This window comes from Streptomyces sp. NPDC048600 (assembly GCF_055587025.1).
Genome location: NZ_JBVJGZ010000006.1, coordinates 58,676 through 73,415 on the forward strand (window position 1 = coordinate 58,676; position 14,740 = coordinate 73,415).

13 protein-coding genes are annotated in these 14,740 nt (G+C 72.0%); 9 read left to right on the forward strand and 4 right to left on the reverse strand.

Going from position 1 to position 14,740, the window contains the following annotated elements; genetic code table 11:
* Positions 1-5 precede the first annotated feature (5 nt).
* A complete protein-coding gene (locus ACZ6SQ_RS10175) occupies positions 6-1,616 on the reverse strand; it encodes an N-acyl-D-amino-acid deacylase family protein (protein ID WP_469558884.1) in 1,611 nt (536 codons plus the stop codon).
* Positions 1,617-1,629: 13 nt separating this feature from the next.
* On the reverse strand, positions 1,630-2,895 hold the full coding sequence (locus ACZ6SQ_RS10180) for an amino acid deaminase (protein WP_469558889.1): 1,266 nt from the start codon (positions 2,893-2,895) through the stop codon (positions 1,630-1,632).
* Between the two features lie 130 nt (positions 2,896-3,025).
* Here ACZ6SQ_RS10180 and ACZ6SQ_RS10185 point away from each other — a divergent pair, with 130 nt between their 5' ends.
* From ACZ6SQ_RS10185 to ACZ6SQ_RS10200, 4 genes are all read left to right on the forward strand, one after another.
* The gene (locus ACZ6SQ_RS10185) at positions 3,026-4,087 is read left to right on the forward strand and encodes a sugar kinase (protein WP_469558892.1); all 1,062 of its coding nucleotides are present in this window, start codon (positions 3,026-3,028) and stop codon (positions 4,085-4,087) included.
* Complete coding sequence (locus ACZ6SQ_RS10190) at positions 4,084-4,845, forward strand: IclR family transcriptional regulator (protein ID WP_469558895.1); 762 nt, start codon at positions 4,084-4,086, stop codon at positions 4,843-4,845. Before ACZ6SQ_RS10185 ends, ACZ6SQ_RS10190 begins: the two co-directional genes overlap by 4 nt.
* Positions 4,845-5,255, forward strand: a complete 411-nt coding sequence (locus tag ACZ6SQ_RS10195) for a RidA family protein (protein WP_469558900.1) — start codon at positions 4,845-4,847, stop codon at positions 5,253-5,255. The genes ACZ6SQ_RS10190 and ACZ6SQ_RS10195 overlap by 1 nt, the downstream gene beginning before the upstream one ends.
* Before the next feature lie 127 nt (positions 5,256-5,382).
* A complete protein-coding gene (locus ACZ6SQ_RS10200) occupies positions 5,383-5,961 on the forward strand; it encodes a hypothetical protein (RefSeq protein ID WP_469558901.1) in 579 nt (192 codons plus the stop codon).
* 6 nt (positions 5,962-5,967) lie between these two features.
* Here ACZ6SQ_RS10200 and ACZ6SQ_RS10205 read toward each other — a convergent pair whose 3' ends face one another.
* Positions 5,968-7,323, reverse strand: coding sequence for a M14 family metallopeptidase (locus ACZ6SQ_RS10205; protein ID WP_469558904.1), 1,356 nt, complete (start codon positions 7,321-7,323; stop codon positions 5,968-5,970).
* A 657-nt stretch (positions 7,324-7,980) separates the two neighbouring features.
* Here ACZ6SQ_RS10205 and ACZ6SQ_RS10210 point away from each other — a divergent pair.
* Entirely contained in the window at positions 7,981-9,303 is a 1,323-nt protein-coding gene (locus tag ACZ6SQ_RS10210; protein ID WP_469558906.1) for an Nramp family divalent metal transporter, read from the forward strand.
* A gap of 43 nt (positions 9,304-9,346) precedes the next feature.
* Here the strand turns inward: ACZ6SQ_RS10210 and ACZ6SQ_RS10215 are convergent, their stop codons facing one another.
* Positions 9,347-11,059 (reverse strand): chitinase, encoded by a 1,713-nt coding sequence (locus ACZ6SQ_RS10215; RefSeq protein ID WP_469558909.1) that lies wholly within the window; start codon positions 11,057-11,059, stop codon positions 9,347-9,349.
* A 455-nt stretch (positions 11,060-11,514) separates the two neighbouring features.
* Here ACZ6SQ_RS10215 and ACZ6SQ_RS10220 point away from each other — a divergent pair, with 455 nt between their 5' ends.
* The 4 genes from ACZ6SQ_RS10220 to ACZ6SQ_RS10235 are packed head-to-tail and all read left to right on the forward strand — an operon-like array spanning position 11,515 to position 14,740.
* The gene (locus tag ACZ6SQ_RS10220; protein WP_469558912.1) at positions 11,515-12,357 is read left to right on the forward strand and encodes a hypothetical protein; all 843 of its coding nucleotides are present in this window, start codon (positions 11,515-11,517) and stop codon (positions 12,355-12,357) included.
* Between the two features lie 49 nt (positions 12,358-12,406).
* Positions 12,407-13,114: a Flp pilus assembly protein CpaB gene (cpaB, locus tag ACZ6SQ_RS10225; protein ID WP_389320293.1), complete on the forward strand. Its 708-nt coding sequence runs from the start codon at positions 12,407-12,409 to the stop codon at positions 13,112-13,114.
* A gap of 10 nt (positions 13,115-13,124) precedes the next feature.
* On the forward strand, positions 13,125-14,360 hold the full coding sequence (locus ACZ6SQ_RS10230) for an AAA family ATPase (RefSeq protein WP_469558915.1): 1,236 nt from the start codon (positions 13,125-13,127) through the stop codon (positions 14,358-14,360).
* Positions 14,357-14,740 (forward strand): TadE family protein, encoded by a 384-nt coding sequence (locus ACZ6SQ_RS10235; RefSeq protein ID WP_386380675.1) that lies wholly within the window; start codon positions 14,357-14,359, stop codon positions 14,738-14,740. Before ACZ6SQ_RS10230 ends, ACZ6SQ_RS10235 begins: the two co-directional genes overlap by 4 nt.

The window sequence follows — 14,740 nt, forward strand, 5'->3', positions numbered from 1 at the left end:
GAGGGTCACGTCACGGTTCTGCGTACCGACCGGCCCGCCAGCACGTCCGTGCGCCGGCCGTCGTCGATCACGAACCGGCCGTCGACCAGGACGTACGGGATACCCGTCGGCAGGGTGCGGGGCCGGTCGTAGGTGGCCCCGGCCGCGACCGTCGCCGGGTCGAACAGCACCAGGTCGGCGCGGTACCCCTCGCGCACCAGCCCGCGGTCCGGCAGGCGCAGCCGGGCCGCGGGACGCGAGGTGAGCCGGGCGACGCACTCCTCCAGCGAGAGCACGCCCAGCTCGCGCACATAGTGACCGAGGTAGCGCGGGAAGGTGCCGTACGCCCTCGGGTGCGGCTTGGCGCCCTGGAGGATGCCGTCGGAGCCGCCGGTGTGCACCCGGTGGCGCATGACGGCACGCACGTTCTCCTCGTGGCCGACGTGCTGGAGGACCGCCGTCCCGAGCCGGTCGCGCAGCAGCAGCCGCCGCGCGGTCGTCCAGGGGGTCTCGCCGCGTGCGTCCGCCGACTCGCGGACCGTACGGCCGACGTACTCGGCGAGCGCGGGATCGGCGACCCCGGAGATCTCGATCGTCTCCCACTCCACCGGCACCCCGTGGCAGCCGTCCGCGCCGGTGACCTCCAGGTCGTGCCGGACCCGCTCGGCCGTCTCCTCGTCCGCGAGACGGCGCAGCAGGGCCTCGGGGCCTCCCTCGCCCGCCCAGCTCGGCAGCAGCGCCGCGAGGGTGGTGCTGCCGGGGGTGTACGGGTAGGTGTCGAGGCTGATGTCGGCCCCCGCGTCCAGCGCCTCGTCCAGCAGGGCCAGCAGCTCCGGGGCCCGGCCCTCGTTCACGCCGAAGTTCAGGGTGGCGTGGGCCAGATGCAGGGCGCAGTCCGCCGCGCGGGTCAGCTCGACCATCTCCGCGTACGCCGCGAGCGCCCCGGCGCCGTAGGAGCGGTGGTGCGGGCAGTAGTAGCCGCCGTAGGAGGCCACCACTCGGCACAGCGCGGTCAGTTCGGCGTTCGGGGCGTACATGCCCGGGGTGTACGTCAGCCCCGACGACAGGCCGACCGCGCCCTGTTCGAGGCCCTCGGCGACCAACTGCCGCATCCGGTCCAGCTCCTGGGCCGTGGCCGCCCGGTCCTCCCAGCCGACGACGAGCGCGCGGACCGTGCCCTGCGGGATCAGATAGGCGGCGTTGACGGCGATGCCCCGGTCCAGCCGGTCCAGGTACCCGCCGACGGACCGCCAGTCGAAGTCGATGTCGTCGCCGTAGCCGTTCCAGCCGGTGATCGCCCGGCGCACCTCCTCCAGGGCGCGGTCGTCGACCGGCGCGTACGACAGCCCGTCCTGGCCGAGGACCTCCAGGGTCACGCCCTGCGCGGCCTTCGCGCTGTGGTCGGGGTCGCGCAGCAGGGCGAGGTCGCTGTGCGCGTGCATGTCGATGAAGCCGGGGGAGAGGACCAGGCCCTCGGCGTCCAGCTCGCGCGTCGCGCGCGGCCGCTGGCAGCCCGCCGCGGCGGCCTCCTTGACGATCGACACGATCCTGCCGCCGTCGACGACGACATCCGCGCGGTACGACGGCTCACCGCCGCCGTCGACGACGTCCGCGTCCCGGATGACCAGGTCCTCCATCGACCGCTCCCGTCTAGAAGAACGTACGGATCAATTCCACGACCGTGCCGTCCGCCTGCGCCACCGGGATCAGCGGCCACTTGTCGAAGGACGTGCACGGGTGGGACAGGCCCATGCCCAGCCAGTCCCCGATCTCCAGGTCCGCCTCGCCGCTCGTGCGCAGCCACGCGTGCTGGTCGGACAGACCGGTCACCTCGATGCCGGTGGCCGGGCGCTCCACACCGTCGCGGCGGACCACCTGCGCGAACGGCAGGTCGATGTCGTACGCCGCGTCCCGCTTGCCCGCGTTGACGAAGGCCTGCTCGGGCGTGGGCCGGGAGACGACCTGGGCCCAGAGCCGGAAGGCGGGCTCCAGGGCGCCCTCCTCGGGGACCCGGTTGAACGGCGTGATCCTGCGGTAGTGGCCGTCGTCGTGCGAGACGTACGCGCCCGAGCGCAGCAACTTCAGTACGGGGCGTGAGAGTTCGGGAATCTCCGCGAACACGTCCGCCACCGCGTCGAACCAGGCGCTGCCGCCCGCGCTGACCACGATCTCGTCCGCGCCGGCGAACAGCCCGGCCTTGTCCAGGTCCACGGCCAGCGCCACCAGACGGCGCAGCCAGGCGTGCACGCGCTCCGGCGTCGCCTGCGGCACCTCGCCCTCGTAGCCCGCGACGCCGACCAGCCGCAGCGTGCGTGTGCGGGCGACGGCCTCGGCGACCCGCGCGCACTCCGCCTCCGCGCGTACGCCCGTGCGCGCGCCCTCGCCGGCCGCCAGCTCCACGACGACGTCGACGGGGCGGGCGCAGCCGTCGAGCGCCGCGTCCATCAGCTCCACGCCGCGTACGGAGTCGACGTAGCAGACGAGCCGGAAGTCCGGGTCGGCGGCGAGTTCTGCGGCGACCCACTTCAGGGCGGCCGGGTCCACCAGCTCGTTGCCGAGGAAGACCCGCCGGACACCGAAGGCGCGGGCCACGCGTACCTGGTGCGGCACGGCGAGGGTGATGCCCCACGCCCCGTGCTCGATCTGCCGCTGGAACAGCTGGGGCGCCATGGTCGTCTTGCCGTGCGGGGCGAAGGCGAGGCCGTGGCGTTCGGCGTACGTCTCCATCAGCCGCAGGTTGTGCTCCAGGCGCTCCGCCGAGAGCGCGAGCACGGGTGTGGCGAAGCCGCCGGTGAAGAGGTTGCGGCGCTGGGCGGCCAGCTCGCCCACGGTGAGCCCGTCGGCGTCCGGCGGGAGGCCCTTGAAGCGGTGGTCGACCGTCTCCGTGGCCAGCCGGGCCAGCGACTCGGTGCTCATGGAACCTCCCGATCAGGGTCGTTGCGTTGCCTGCAACGACCGTTGCGTATGCCGCTACCGCTGTCTAACATCTCCGCCGACGCGGGGTCAACGGAGCGGTCCGCGCGGCCCGAAGGAGCATCTGACCATCGTGACTGTCACCGGAGCCGGACCCGAGGCCGTGGACGTCGTCGCCCTCGGCGAGTCCATGGTCACGTTCCTGCCCAGCCGGCCGGGGCGGCTCGCGGACGTCCCGTCCTTCGAGCGGGGGATCGGGGGCGCGGAGTCGAACGTGGCCTGCGCGCTGGCCCGCGGCGGTCACTCGGTGCGGTGGGTCAGCCGGGTGGGCGCGGACGGTTTCGGGGATCACCTGGTGGAGGCGGTCGGGTCGTACGGCGTCGACGTGTCCGCCGTGTCGCGGGACGCCGGGCGGCCCACCGGGGTGTACTTCCGAACGGCCGGCGAGCGGGGGTCCCGCGGCCATGAGGTGGCGTACTACCGGGCCGGGTCCGCGGCGTCCGCGATGTCCGTGACGAACGTCGACCTGGACGTGGTGCGGGCGTGCCGGGTGCTGCATCTGTCGGGGATCACCGCCGCGGTGTCGCGGGGCTGCCTGGAGCTGATGAGGGAGCTGCTCGCTCCGCGGGCCGGGCGGCCGCTGATCTCCTTCGACGTCAACTTCCGGCCGGGGCTGTGGGGGGACCGCGACGAGGCCCGTGTGCTGCTGGAGCTGGCGCGGGCGGCGGATGTGGTGTTCGTGGGGGCGGACGAGGCGTGTGACGCCTGGGGGCTGTGCGGTACCGGGGCCGTCCGTGACGCCCTGCCGGAACCGGAGGTCGTGGTCGTCAAACTCGGCAGGGGCGGCGCGATCGTCTTCGACAGGAGCACCCACGGGACGGAGGACGCCGACGGCACGGCCACCCTCGAACGGCCCCCACGCGTCGACGTGCAGGCCGCCGTAGGCGCCGGGGACGCCTTCGCCGCCGGGTTTCTCTCGGGCACCCTGCGGGGGCTGTCCGTGCGGCAGCGGCTGCGGCACGGGCATCTGTGGGCCGCCGCCGCGCTGACCGTGGACGGGGACCTCGCGGCGCCGCCTTCCCGGGGCCACGCCGAGCGGCTGGTCGCGCTGGACGACGAGGCGTGGGGGAGACTTCGACTCGGTCCCGGCTGGACGCGAGCCGGTGAGGCCGTCGAGGAGGTACCCACACCATGAGCCAGACCGTCGACCGGGCGCTGAGCATCCTGCCGCTGCTGGCCGAGGGGCCCGCCGACCTGGGGCAGGTCGCCGAGCGGCTGGGCGTGCACAAGAGCACCGCGCTGCGCCTGCTGCGCACCCTGCACGAGCACGGGCTGGTCTACCGCCAGTCCGACCAGCGCTACCGCCTCGGCGCCCGGCTGTTCGCGCTCGCCCAGGAGGCCATGGAGAACCTCGACGTCCGCGAGATCGCGCACCCCCACCTGGTCCGCCTCAACGAGGAGTGCGGACACACCGTCCACCTCGCGGTGTACGAGGAGAACGAGGTGCTCTACATCGACAAGGTCGAGAGCCGCTACCCGGTGCGCATGTACTCGCGGATCGGCAAGCCCGTCGCGATCACCGTCGCGGCGGTCGCCAAGCTGCTTCTCGCCGACCTCCCGGAGGCGCAGCGCCGGGCGGTCGCGGAGAAGCTCGACTACCCCCTGTACACGGCCCGTTCGACACCGAACCCGGAGGCCTACCTCCGGGAGCTGACGCAGGTGCGCGAACAGGGCTGGGCCACCGACCTCGGCGGCCACGAGGAGTCCATCAACTGTGTCGCCGCGCCCGTCAGGGGAGCGGACGGCAGGGTCGTCGCCGCGCTGTCGGTGTCCGCGCCCAACGTCGTCGTCAGCGCCGACGAACTCCTCACCCTGCTCCCGCTGGTGCGCCGTACCGCGGACGCCGTCAGCGGCGAGTACTCCGGCAGGACCCCAGCCAAGGAAGTCATGTGATGACCGAGAAGACCGCGCTCACCCCGAAGACCCACACGAGCCCGCCCGCGAAGTTCTCCCACGGAGTGCGCAAGGGCAACATCCTCCAGGTCGCCGGTCAGGTCGGCTTCCTGCCGGCCGTCGAGGGGCGGCCGCCGACGCCCGCCGGGCCCACCCTGCGCGAGCAGACGCTCCAGACCCTCGCCAACGTCAAGGCGATCCTCCAGGAGGGCGGCTCCGGCTGGGACGACGTGATGATGATCCGGGTCTACCTCACGGACGTGGGCCACTTCGCGGAGATGAACGAGATCTACAACGCCTACTTCGAGGCGGAGAACCTCACCGCCCCGCCCGCCGCCCGTACGACCGTCTACGTCGGCCTCCCCGCCGGGCTGCTGATCGAGATCGACGCCCTCGCCGTCCTCGGCTGAGGCGGGCCCGGAGCCGGGCCACGAGCCGGGCTCGGGGGCGGGGCCCGAGGCGGAGTTGGACATCGTCGTATAACGAAGCCGGGGCTGGCTGTCCCCGACACAGGATCTTCGACCATACTGCTGCGCTGTGGAGCAGCGCATAGGTTCGAGCAGTCAGCCCCTGGACGCCGGAGTGAACCCGGCGCACATCCCCGGGATCACGGTTCCCCTGTCCAAGGACACGGAGGAGACCGGGCCCGAGGACGAGGCCGTCGCGGCGGCGGAGGACAACGGCGGCGACGACGCGGAGACGGCGTCGGAGCCGTCCGGGTCGTCCGAGGCCACCGGCTCGCCGGACGCCGAGGACACCAAGGACGCGGAGGACGCGGCGGAGTCCGGGGATTCCGCCGACGAGTCCGCCGACGACTCCTCCGGGGAGGCGCCCGCCGACGGCCCCGTGTTCGAGGCCGCCGACCGGCGCGCGCGGATCGTCGCCGACTCCTCAGGTGTCCGGCTCGCCCTGGACGACCAGGAGTGCGAGTTCCGTTGGGACGAGGTCGGTGCGATCGAGTCCGAGTCGCCTCGGTTCGGCAAGCGGTTCACCGTGACGGTCCACACCCCCGACCGCCGCTGGTACCCCATCGAGATCGAGGCCGGGTCCCGTTCCCAGCACAGGGACTGGGAGACGGAACTGGACGCGGTGCTCGACGCCTACTTCGAGGAGTAGAGGGCGTCAGCAGTACTGCGACTGCTTGCCGATGGAGCGGTACATGCAGTCCGCGTTCTCCAGGAGCTGCAGGACCGCGTCGCGGTTGCGGGAGGTCTCCCGCTCGATGACCTCGTCGGGCGGGTAGAACCCACCGCCGCCGCTGGACGGGTACATCTCGAAGGTGTACCCGAAGATCTTGTGCACGCCCCACAGGTAGTCGTCGATCGACCCGTCGGTGATGTACAGGTCGCTGGACTGCTCCGGCGTGTAGCCGTTGCTCGACGCCATCTTCTGGCCGACCGTGGCGAAGGCGTTGCGGTCGTCGGCGGTCATACCGGTCGTCGTGTCGGAGTACGTGTACCCGAACGGCCAGAGCACCAGCTCGCTGTACGTGTGGAAGTCGATGCCCGCCTTGATCTGCTGGACGCCGCCCACCACCCGGCTGCGCACGAAGTCGGAGACGACCTTCACCTCGGGCGCCGACTCGGGAGCCGTACCCCGGTAGGTGTCGGAGGACTTGGAGCCGGAGGAGCCGCCGCAGCAGCCCCAGCGGTAGTTCCAGTTGCGGTTGAGGTCCGTACCGACGTACGAGGAACCGGAGTTGGGCTGCCGGTTCTTGCGCCAGGAGCGGTAGGAGCCGGTGGCGATGTCGTACTCGCCGCCGTCGGGGTTGAGGTCGGGCAGGATCCAGATCTCGCGGCTGTTGACCATGTTCGTGACGCGTGAGTCGGTGCCGTAGCCCGCGCCGAGTTCGCGCAGCAGGTACAGCGCCATCTCCACCGTGAGGTGCTCGCGGGCGTGCTGGTGGTGGGTGAACAGCACCTCGGGCTCGGCCTCGTCGGACGCCACGTTGTCGCTGATCTTGATGGCGACGAGGTCGCGGCCCTGGTAGGACTTGCCGATCACGCGCTTGCTCATGATGCCCGGGTAGGCGGCGATGCGCTGGTCGATCTCCGTGCTCATCTCGGCGTAGTTGTGATAGCGCGAGTCGGCGGACGGGAAGTCGAAGAGCCGGATCTCGTCCTCGGCGATCCGGGCCGCCGGGTCGGCCAGCGCGCTGACCTCGTAGCCCCTGGCGCGCAGGGCGCGGATCTGGTCGGCGCGGCCGGAGACGACCAGGCCCTCCTCGTCGGCCTGGTCCACGGTCACACCGGCCGCCATGACGGCCGTGCGCTCGGCGGCGGTGCTGTTGTGGACGTGGACCTCGTACTGCCGGATGTCGTCGGCGGCGCGGGCCGGCCTCGCCGCGCTGTCCGCGCTGGCGCTGTCGCCGGTCAGACCGGCCGAGACGGGTGCGGCGAGCGCGAGCGCGAGGACGGCGGCCAGGGCGGCCGTCCTGCGGGTGCCGCGGGCGCCCGAGCCGCGGATGCGAAGTCGCATGAAATCTCCTTGGTTCTCCGGGAATTCCGGGGTCTCCGGAACGGGGAGTGGAGCGGGGGGTGGTTCTTCCGTGCGACGTGCGCGGACCCTGCCGGTGACTGTGGGGTCCCTGTGGGCCGGGTCCGGGTGCGGGTGTGGCGCTCATGGTGCGGGCGTGGCATGAGCAGGTCAATAGGGCCGCCGTGTTCCGTGGCCCGGACCAGGCGGAAATCGGCCGGGCAGTGTACGCGCGCGGGCTGTTCGGGGCGGGTACTGCGGCGAAGTCCACCCGGAGGTGTGAAGCGGGCGTGCGGAATCGCGCCGACCGCGTCAGAGTGGCGGACCCGGCGCGTCGATTTCCGTGCCGAGGGCAGAACCCGGCCTGTGCGCGTGCCACGGCTGCGGTCGGCGACAGCCGTGGCACGCGAGTCCGGGGACCCGTACGTGTCCGTCCCCGGAGGGCCCGGACCCCGGCCGAACCTGCCCGCCGGGGTCCGAGGTCCGGGCGGGGGAGCGCGGCCGCCGGGACCGGGCGGGAGCGCCGGAGGCGGAGCGGGACCACCAGGAGCGCACGGCGCCGCCCGCTCCTCGCCACAGGGGCGACTTCTGCGCGCATCGGGTGGAGATCCCGGCAGGCCCCCTTGCCGCCCGCCCGTGGACTGCGCTTACTTGGCGCACATGGCGGACACCACGGGACACTCCACACCATCAGACGTCTCACCCGAACCGAACCCCGCTCCCCGCCGGGCCGGTTGGCGCCACATCGGACCGGGCATCGTGGTCGCCGCGACGGGAGTCGGCGCGGGCGACCTCGTGGCCACGCTGATCGCGGGCAGCAGCTTCGGCTACACCCTGCTGTGGGCGGCGGTCGCCGGCTGTCTGGTGAAGATCTCCCTCGCGGAGGCCGCCGGCCGCTGGCATCTGTCCACCGGCCGCACCCTGTTCGACGGCTGGGCGAGCCTCGGCCGCTGGACGACGTACTTCTTCGCCGTCTACGTGGTCGTCTGGGGCTTCGTCTACGGCGCCGCCGCGATGTCCTCCAGCGCCCTGCCGCTCCAGGCGCTGTTCCCGGACGTGATGGACCTGAAGGCGTGGGCGGTCCTGTGCGGGCTGTCGGGCCTGGTGTTCGTCTGGTTCAACCGGTACGCCGTCTTCGAGAAGGTGATGACCGTCCTGGTCGGCGTCATGTTCGTGGTGACGGTCTACCTCGCCGTCCGGGTCACCCCGAACCTCCCCGACGCGCTCGCCGGTCTGCTGCCCGTGCTGCCCGACGAGAAGGACTCGGTCCTCAACACCCTCGGTCTGATCGGCGGGGTCGGCGGCACCATCACGCTCGCCGCGTACGGCTACTGGGTCAACGCCAAGGGCTGGACCGACACCGGCTGGATGCGGGTGATGCGGCTGGACAACCGGGTCGCCTACATCACCACCGGCGTCTTCGTCGTGGCCATGCTGTTCGTCGGCGCGGAGCTGCTGCACTCCGCGAACGTGGCCCTGGCGAGCGGTGACAAGGGGCTGATCCAGCTCGGCGGCATCCTCGAGGCCGAGTACGGCTCCGCCACGGCGAAGTTCTTCCTGATCGGCTTCTTCGCCACCTCCTACACCTCGCTGATCGGCGTGTGGCACGGCGTGAGCCTGATGTTCGCGGACTTCGTGGCCCGGCTGCGCACCGGCGGCGGGGCCGGTGCCGAGGCGGTGGCCTCCGGGGCCCGTGAGCGCTCCTGGCCGTTCCGCGCCTATCTGCTGTGGCTGACCTTCCCGCCGATCGTGCTGCTCTTCCAGGACGAGCCCTTCCGCCTGATCATCGTCTACGGCGTGCTGGGCGCGGCCTTCCTGCCTTTCCTGGCCGGCACGCTGCTGTGGCTGCTCAACTCCGCCCGTACGCCGAGGCAGTGGCGCAACGGGCCGCTGAGCAACACGATGCTGGCGCTGGCCGGGCTGCTGTTCCTGGTGCTGTGCGTGAAGCAGGTCTGGGACCAGCCGTGGTCGGAGTTCTTCTGAGCCCGGACTCCGGCCACGGCTGGCGCTCAGCGCTCCGCCGCCGTTACGGCAGCGCGTGCACGTGCGGGCCCACCGCGTTCGACCAGGCGTTGCCCGCCGTGGCGTCCCAGTTGGTGGACCAGGTCATCGCGCCGCGCAGGGCCGGGTAGGTGCGCGACGGCTTGAAGGAGCCGCAGTTGGTGCCCTTGGCGAGGCAGTCCAGCGCGTTGTTCACGATCGACGGCGAGACGTAGCCGCTGCCCGCGCCCCGGGTCGAGGCCGGCACGCCGAGGCCCACCTGGGACGGGGCCAGGCCGCCCTCCAGCTGGATGCAGGCGAGGGCGGTGAGGAAGTCCACCGAGCCCTGCGAGTACACCTTGCCGTCGCAGCCGAGCATCGAACCGCTGTTGTAGTACTGCATGTTGACGACCGTGAGGATGTCCTTCACGTTCAGCGCCGTCTGGAAGTACGAGTTGGAGGTCGACTGCATGTCGATCGTCTGCGGGGCCATCGTGAGGATCAGCGACGGGCCCGCCTTCGCCGACAGGGAGCGCAGCGCCTGCGTCATGTAGGTCGCGTTCAGGCCGTTCTCCAGATCGATGTCGACGCCGTCGAATCCGTACGTCTGCATCAGGGAGTACACGGAGTTGGCGAAGTTCGTCGCCGAGGCGGAGTCGTTGACCCGGACCGTGCCGAGCTCGCCGCCGATGGAGATGATCACCTTCTTGCCCGCGTTGCGCTTGGCGCGGATGTCGGCCTTGAACTGGTCGACGGTGTAGCCGCCGAGGCCGGCCGAGTCGAGGTTGAAGGTGACGGCGCCGGGCGTGGCGGTGGCGTCGGCGAAGGCGACGGCGATGATGTCGTACTGGTTCGGCACGTCGGAGATCTTCTGGACGGTCGCGCCGTTGTTGAAGTTCTGCCAGTAGCCGGTCACCGCGTGCTTGGGCAGGTCGCCGCCGCCGCCCGGGTCCGTGGGCCCGGTCACGGCGGTCACGGCCGCGGACTTCGGCGACTCGCCGGCCGAGTTGGTCGCGGTGACCTGGAAGGAGTAGCTGGTGGACGCGGCGAGCCCGGTCACGGTCGCGGAGGTGCCGGTGACCGCGGTGATCTTGGTGCCGTCGCGGTAGACGCTGTAGCCGGTCGCTCCGGAGACGGTGTTCCAGGCCAGCGACACCGACGTCGAGGTCGTGCCGGAGACCGCGAGGCCCGCCGGGGCGCCCGGAACCGTCGGGCCGGGGTCGGTGCCCCCGCCGCCGTCGGGGCCGAACACCGAGACGTCGTCGGCGAGGTAGGCGGCCTGGCCGTACCAGCCGTGCAGATAGACCGTGACGGACGTGGTGGAGGCGCCCGTGCTGAAGGTCGTCGAGAGCTGCTTCCAGGACGAGGAGTCCGGCGTCCAGGTCGACACGTCGGTGGTGCCGGTGCCGGTGGCGCCGAGGTAGGTGTAGCCGCCCTGCACCCATGCGCTGAGGGTGTACGTCGAGTTCGGCTTGACCGCGACGGTCTGGGTGCAGCGGGCGTTGTCCTGCCCGGCCGGGGTCGCCTTCAGCGCGGCTGTGCCGCCGTGCACGGGCGAGCCGGTGGTGCTGCCGCTGTTCGCGCTGCACGTCCAGTTGGCCAGGCCCGACTCGAACCCGGCGTTCTTCGCGTTGTTGACGTCGGCGGCGGACGCCTGGCCGGCGGTGACGAGGGACAGGCCGAGTGCGGCCGTGACGACGCCCGCCCACAGGCTCGTGCGTCGTCTGCGGCCGGGCGGCGAGGGCTGTGCGCGGTCCACTGGGGCCTCCGGTGGGGGAGAGGGACGGGGAGGACGGTGGCCACCGTTGGACGTCCAAGTTGGTCCAGACCAATTGGAGTTGTCAAGAGGTCCAGACCAACTCCCTTCCCTGGGGCGCAGTTGAGAGCGCTCCCTGTGTGAGCCGGACCCTGCGCGACGCCCGCAGCTTCCTGTATGAGCCGGGTCCCGCGCGGCGCCCGCGGCTCCCTGTTCGAGCCGGGCCTCGCGCGACGCCCGTACCCACCCCGCGGGCACCGGAATTGAAGGGCTCTGTGCGCAACCTGACCCGTTTTGGCGCGAGTTGTGCGCCAGTAGTTCCCCAGGAGCTCACCAAACGCTGTTCTCCGGTGTCAGGGGCGTGGGTAAAGTGCCGAGGTAGTCACGCAATGAAGTCATCTCGGTGCACCGGAGTAACACCCGGCGGCGCCGACCGGCGGGGATTCGGGGAGCTGCGCGTGTCAACTGCCGTCGCCGTGACCAGTGCCGACCTGGCGCTGCCGCCGCTGGACGAGCGCACCCTGCCCGCGACCGTCCTCGCGGACATCGACCGCGAGCCGCTGGAGCAGGCGGTCGCCCGGCTGTCCCTGCTGGTGGAGCAGCACGGACATCTGGTCGTCGTGTTCTCGCCCGCCGTCCCGCCGGCCGTCGAGCGGCGGCTGCGCACGGTCCGCTCCCTGCTGGAGAGCGACCGCATCGCCCTGTTCCGCCCGGACCTGCCGCCCCTGGGCATCGCCGTCCTCGCCCGGCAGCTGCGCCAGCTCGCCTCCTGCGACCTCGGCCCCGGCGTGCTCGCCTCCGCCGGGCGGCTGCTCACCCACTACATCCACGCCGGGGCCGTGCTGGGCTCGGTGGCCAGGCTGGACCGCGTCCCGGTCACCCTCAAGGCGCACGCCAAGTCCTGGGTGCCGGGCAGCCAGTTCGCCGTGGTCGCCCACCCCGAGCCCCAGCTCGTCCGCGTCGGCCCCGAAGCCGTGCTCGCCGGACCCGAGTTCGGCACCTGGATGCTGGTCGCCAAGGGCCAGCTCCAGTCCGACTGGGTCACCGGCTCGCTCGCCCCGGCCTGGAACGCCCAGGGTCTGCGCGAGGCGCCGCTGCCCGCCGAGTCGCCCGGCTGGTGGGGGACCGGCCGGCTGACCGAGTTCTGCAGCTTCCTGCCCGACCTGTCCGTCCTCTACCAGCTGGTGACCTCGGTCCGGCAGAGCGTGTGCCACTGGTGCGGCCTGGACGTCATCGGCGACCGCTGTGTGTTCTGCTCCGCCACCCCGCCCGCCTCGGAGAGCCGCATGCTCACCGGCTGACCCACCGCACCCCGCCCACCAACCCACCCCCATAGAGGTTGCACGGTTCATGAACTCCCGTCAGCGCCGCGGCGTGATACTCCTGCTCCTGTCGGTCCTCGGTGCCCTGGGCGCCTTCGGCGGGGTGCTCTCCGTCGTCAACGACGTGAAGTCCAAGGTCGGCCCCGAGGTCACGGCGTACGAGCTCAAGAGCGACGTGCAGCCCTACACGGCCCTGACCGCGGCGCAGTTCCGCGAGATCAGCATGCCCGAGCGCTGGCTGTCCTCGAACGCGGTCACCGACCTCTCCCGCATCCGGGGCAAGATCGCGGTGACGACGCTGAAGAAGGGCAGCCTGCTCCAGGACGACATGATCGTCGACCAGCCCGAACTGGCCCCCGGGGAGCAGGAGGTGGCCATCATGATCGACGCGGCGACCGGTGTGGCCGGCAAGATCACCCCGGGCTCCAAGGTCAACGTCTACGCCACCTTCGAGGGCAGGCGCGACACCGACCCCGACCAGTCGAAGATCATCGTCACCAACGCCCGGGTCCTGGACGTCGGCGAGCTCACCCCCCTCGAACCCGGTGCGAGCGAGCGCTCCCGCCGCACCACCGAGGCCGTGCCCATCACCTTCGCCCTCTCCACCCTCGACGCCCAGCGCCTCACCTACGCCGAGTCCTTCGCCCAGCGCGTCCGCCTCGCCCTCGTCGCTCCCGGCACCGACACCGCCGTACCCGACAAGGACCGCACCTACGAACTCGCCCAGGACAAGTGAGAGGCCCGGTATGCCCACGAGGATCCTCCCGGCCGTCGGCGACGCGGACGCGGTCCGGTCCATCACGACGCTGCTCAGCCAGCTCCCCGACGCCGAACCGGTGGCCCCCGTCGTCGACTCCACCCAGCTCGTCGACACCCTGGCCCGCCTCGCCGCCGAGTCCGTCGACGAACTGCCCGAGGTCGTCGTCGTCCACGAGCGCATCGGGCCCGTGCCCGCCCTGGAGCTGATCCGCGAGGTCGCCCTGCGCTTCCCGGCCGTCGGCGTCATCCTGGTCACCACCGACGCGAGCCCGGGCCTGTTCTCCGCCGCCATGGACTCCGGCGCCCGCGGCCTGGTCGCGCTGCCGCTGTCGTACGAGGAACTCGCCAGCCGCGTCCAGGCCGTGGCCGCCTGGTCCGTGGGCGTACGCCGCCATCTCGGCCACGGCGCCGAGGTGTTCACCGGCGTCGGCGGCACCGTCGTCACCGTCAGCGGCGCCAAGGGCGGTGTCGGCACCACCCTCACGGCCATCCAGCTCGCCCTCGCCGCCCAGGCCTCCGGCCGCTCCACCGCCCTGGTCGACCTGGACCTCCAGACCGGTGACGTCGCCTCCTACGTGGACGTCCAGTTCCGCCGCTCCGTCGTCGACCTGGCCGGCATCACCGACATCTCCCCGCGCGTCCTCGCCGACGCCGTCTTCCGCCACGACTCCGGCATCGCCCTGCTCCTCGCCCCCGCCGAGGGCGAACGCGGCGAGGAGGTCACCGACCGCGCCGCCCGCCAGATCGTCAGCGCCCTGCGCTCCCGCTACGAGATCGTCGTGGTCGACTGCGGCGCCCAGCTGGGCGGGGCGGGCGCGGCCGTCGTCGAGATGGCCGACACGGCCCTGCTGGTCACCACGCCGGACGTGATCGCCGTACGCGGCGCCAAACGCGCGGTCCGCATGTGGGACCGGCTCCAGATCCGCAAGGCGGAGGAGACGACGGTCGTGGTCAACCGCCACAGCCGCAGCGCGGAGATCCAGCCGTCCCTGATCCGGAAGATCACCGGCACCGCCCTCGCGGCCACCGCGATCCCCGCCCACTTCAAGGAACTCCAGTCCGCGGTCGACGCCGGCCGCGTCCACGAACTCGACCCCAAGGGCCAGGTCCGCCAGTCCCTGTGGGCCCTCGCCGGCGAACTGGGCCTGGTCAAGGCAGAGGCCGGGGCCCAGCGGCACGGCCGGCTGCGGGGCGAGCGGCGGCGCAAGGACGGTGCGGGATGAGGCGGCCCGGCCCCTCCCGGCGGGACTCGGGGCAGGTCACGGTCGAGTTCCTCGGGATGACGCCGACGATACTGATCACGCTCGTGCTGATGTGGCAGTTCGTGCTGGTCGGTTACACGTTCACGCTCGCGGGCAACGCGGCCGACGAGGCCGTGCGCGCGGGGACCGCCGTACCCGCGGGGGAGCGGCAGGGCGTCTGCGAGGCGGCCGGCCTGGAGAAGCTGCCGGACGCCTGGTCGGGCGGGGTCGAATGCGGAGGGACCGGCTACGTCACGGCCGACGTCACGCTTCAGGTGCCCGTGCTGTTCCCGGGCGTCGGTGCCTTCCCGTTCTTCGAGGTGGAGGGCCACGCGGGCGCGGTGGAGGAGGAGACGGACTGA

Coding starts and splice junctions, on each gene's coding strand:
- ACZ6SQ_RS10175 (WP_469558884.1), bottom strand. CDS start 1,616: ATGGAGGACCTGGTCATCCGGGACGCGGACGTCGTCGACGGCGGCGGT.
- cpaB (WP_389320293.1), top strand. CDS start 12,407: ATGAACTCCCGTCAGCGCCGCGGCGTGATACTCCTGCTCCTGTCGGTC.
- ACZ6SQ_RS10195 (WP_469558900.1), top strand. CDS start 4,845: ATGACCGAGAAGACCGCGCTCACCCCGAAGACCCACACGAGCCCGCCC.
- ACZ6SQ_RS10180 (WP_469558889.1), bottom strand. CDS start 2,895: ATGAGCACCGAGTCGCTGGCCCGGCTGGCCACGGAGACGGTCGACCAC.
- ACZ6SQ_RS10235 (WP_386380675.1), top strand. CDS start 14,357: ATGAGGCGGCCCGGCCCCTCCCGGCGGGACTCGGGGCAGGTCACGGTC.
- ACZ6SQ_RS10230 (WP_469558915.1), top strand. CDS start 13,125: ATGCCCACGAGGATCCTCCCGGCCGTCGGCGACGCGGACGCGGTCCGG.
- ACZ6SQ_RS10205 (WP_469558904.1), bottom strand. CDS start 7,323: ATGCGACTTCGCATCCGCGGCTCGGGCGCCCGCGGCACCCGCAGGACG.
- ACZ6SQ_RS10210 (WP_469558906.1), top strand. CDS start 7,981: ATGGCGGACACCACGGGACACTCCACACCATCAGACGTCTCACCCGAA.
- ACZ6SQ_RS10190 (WP_469558895.1), top strand. CDS start 4,084: ATGAGCCAGACCGTCGACCGGGCGCTGAGCATCCTGCCGCTGCTGGCC.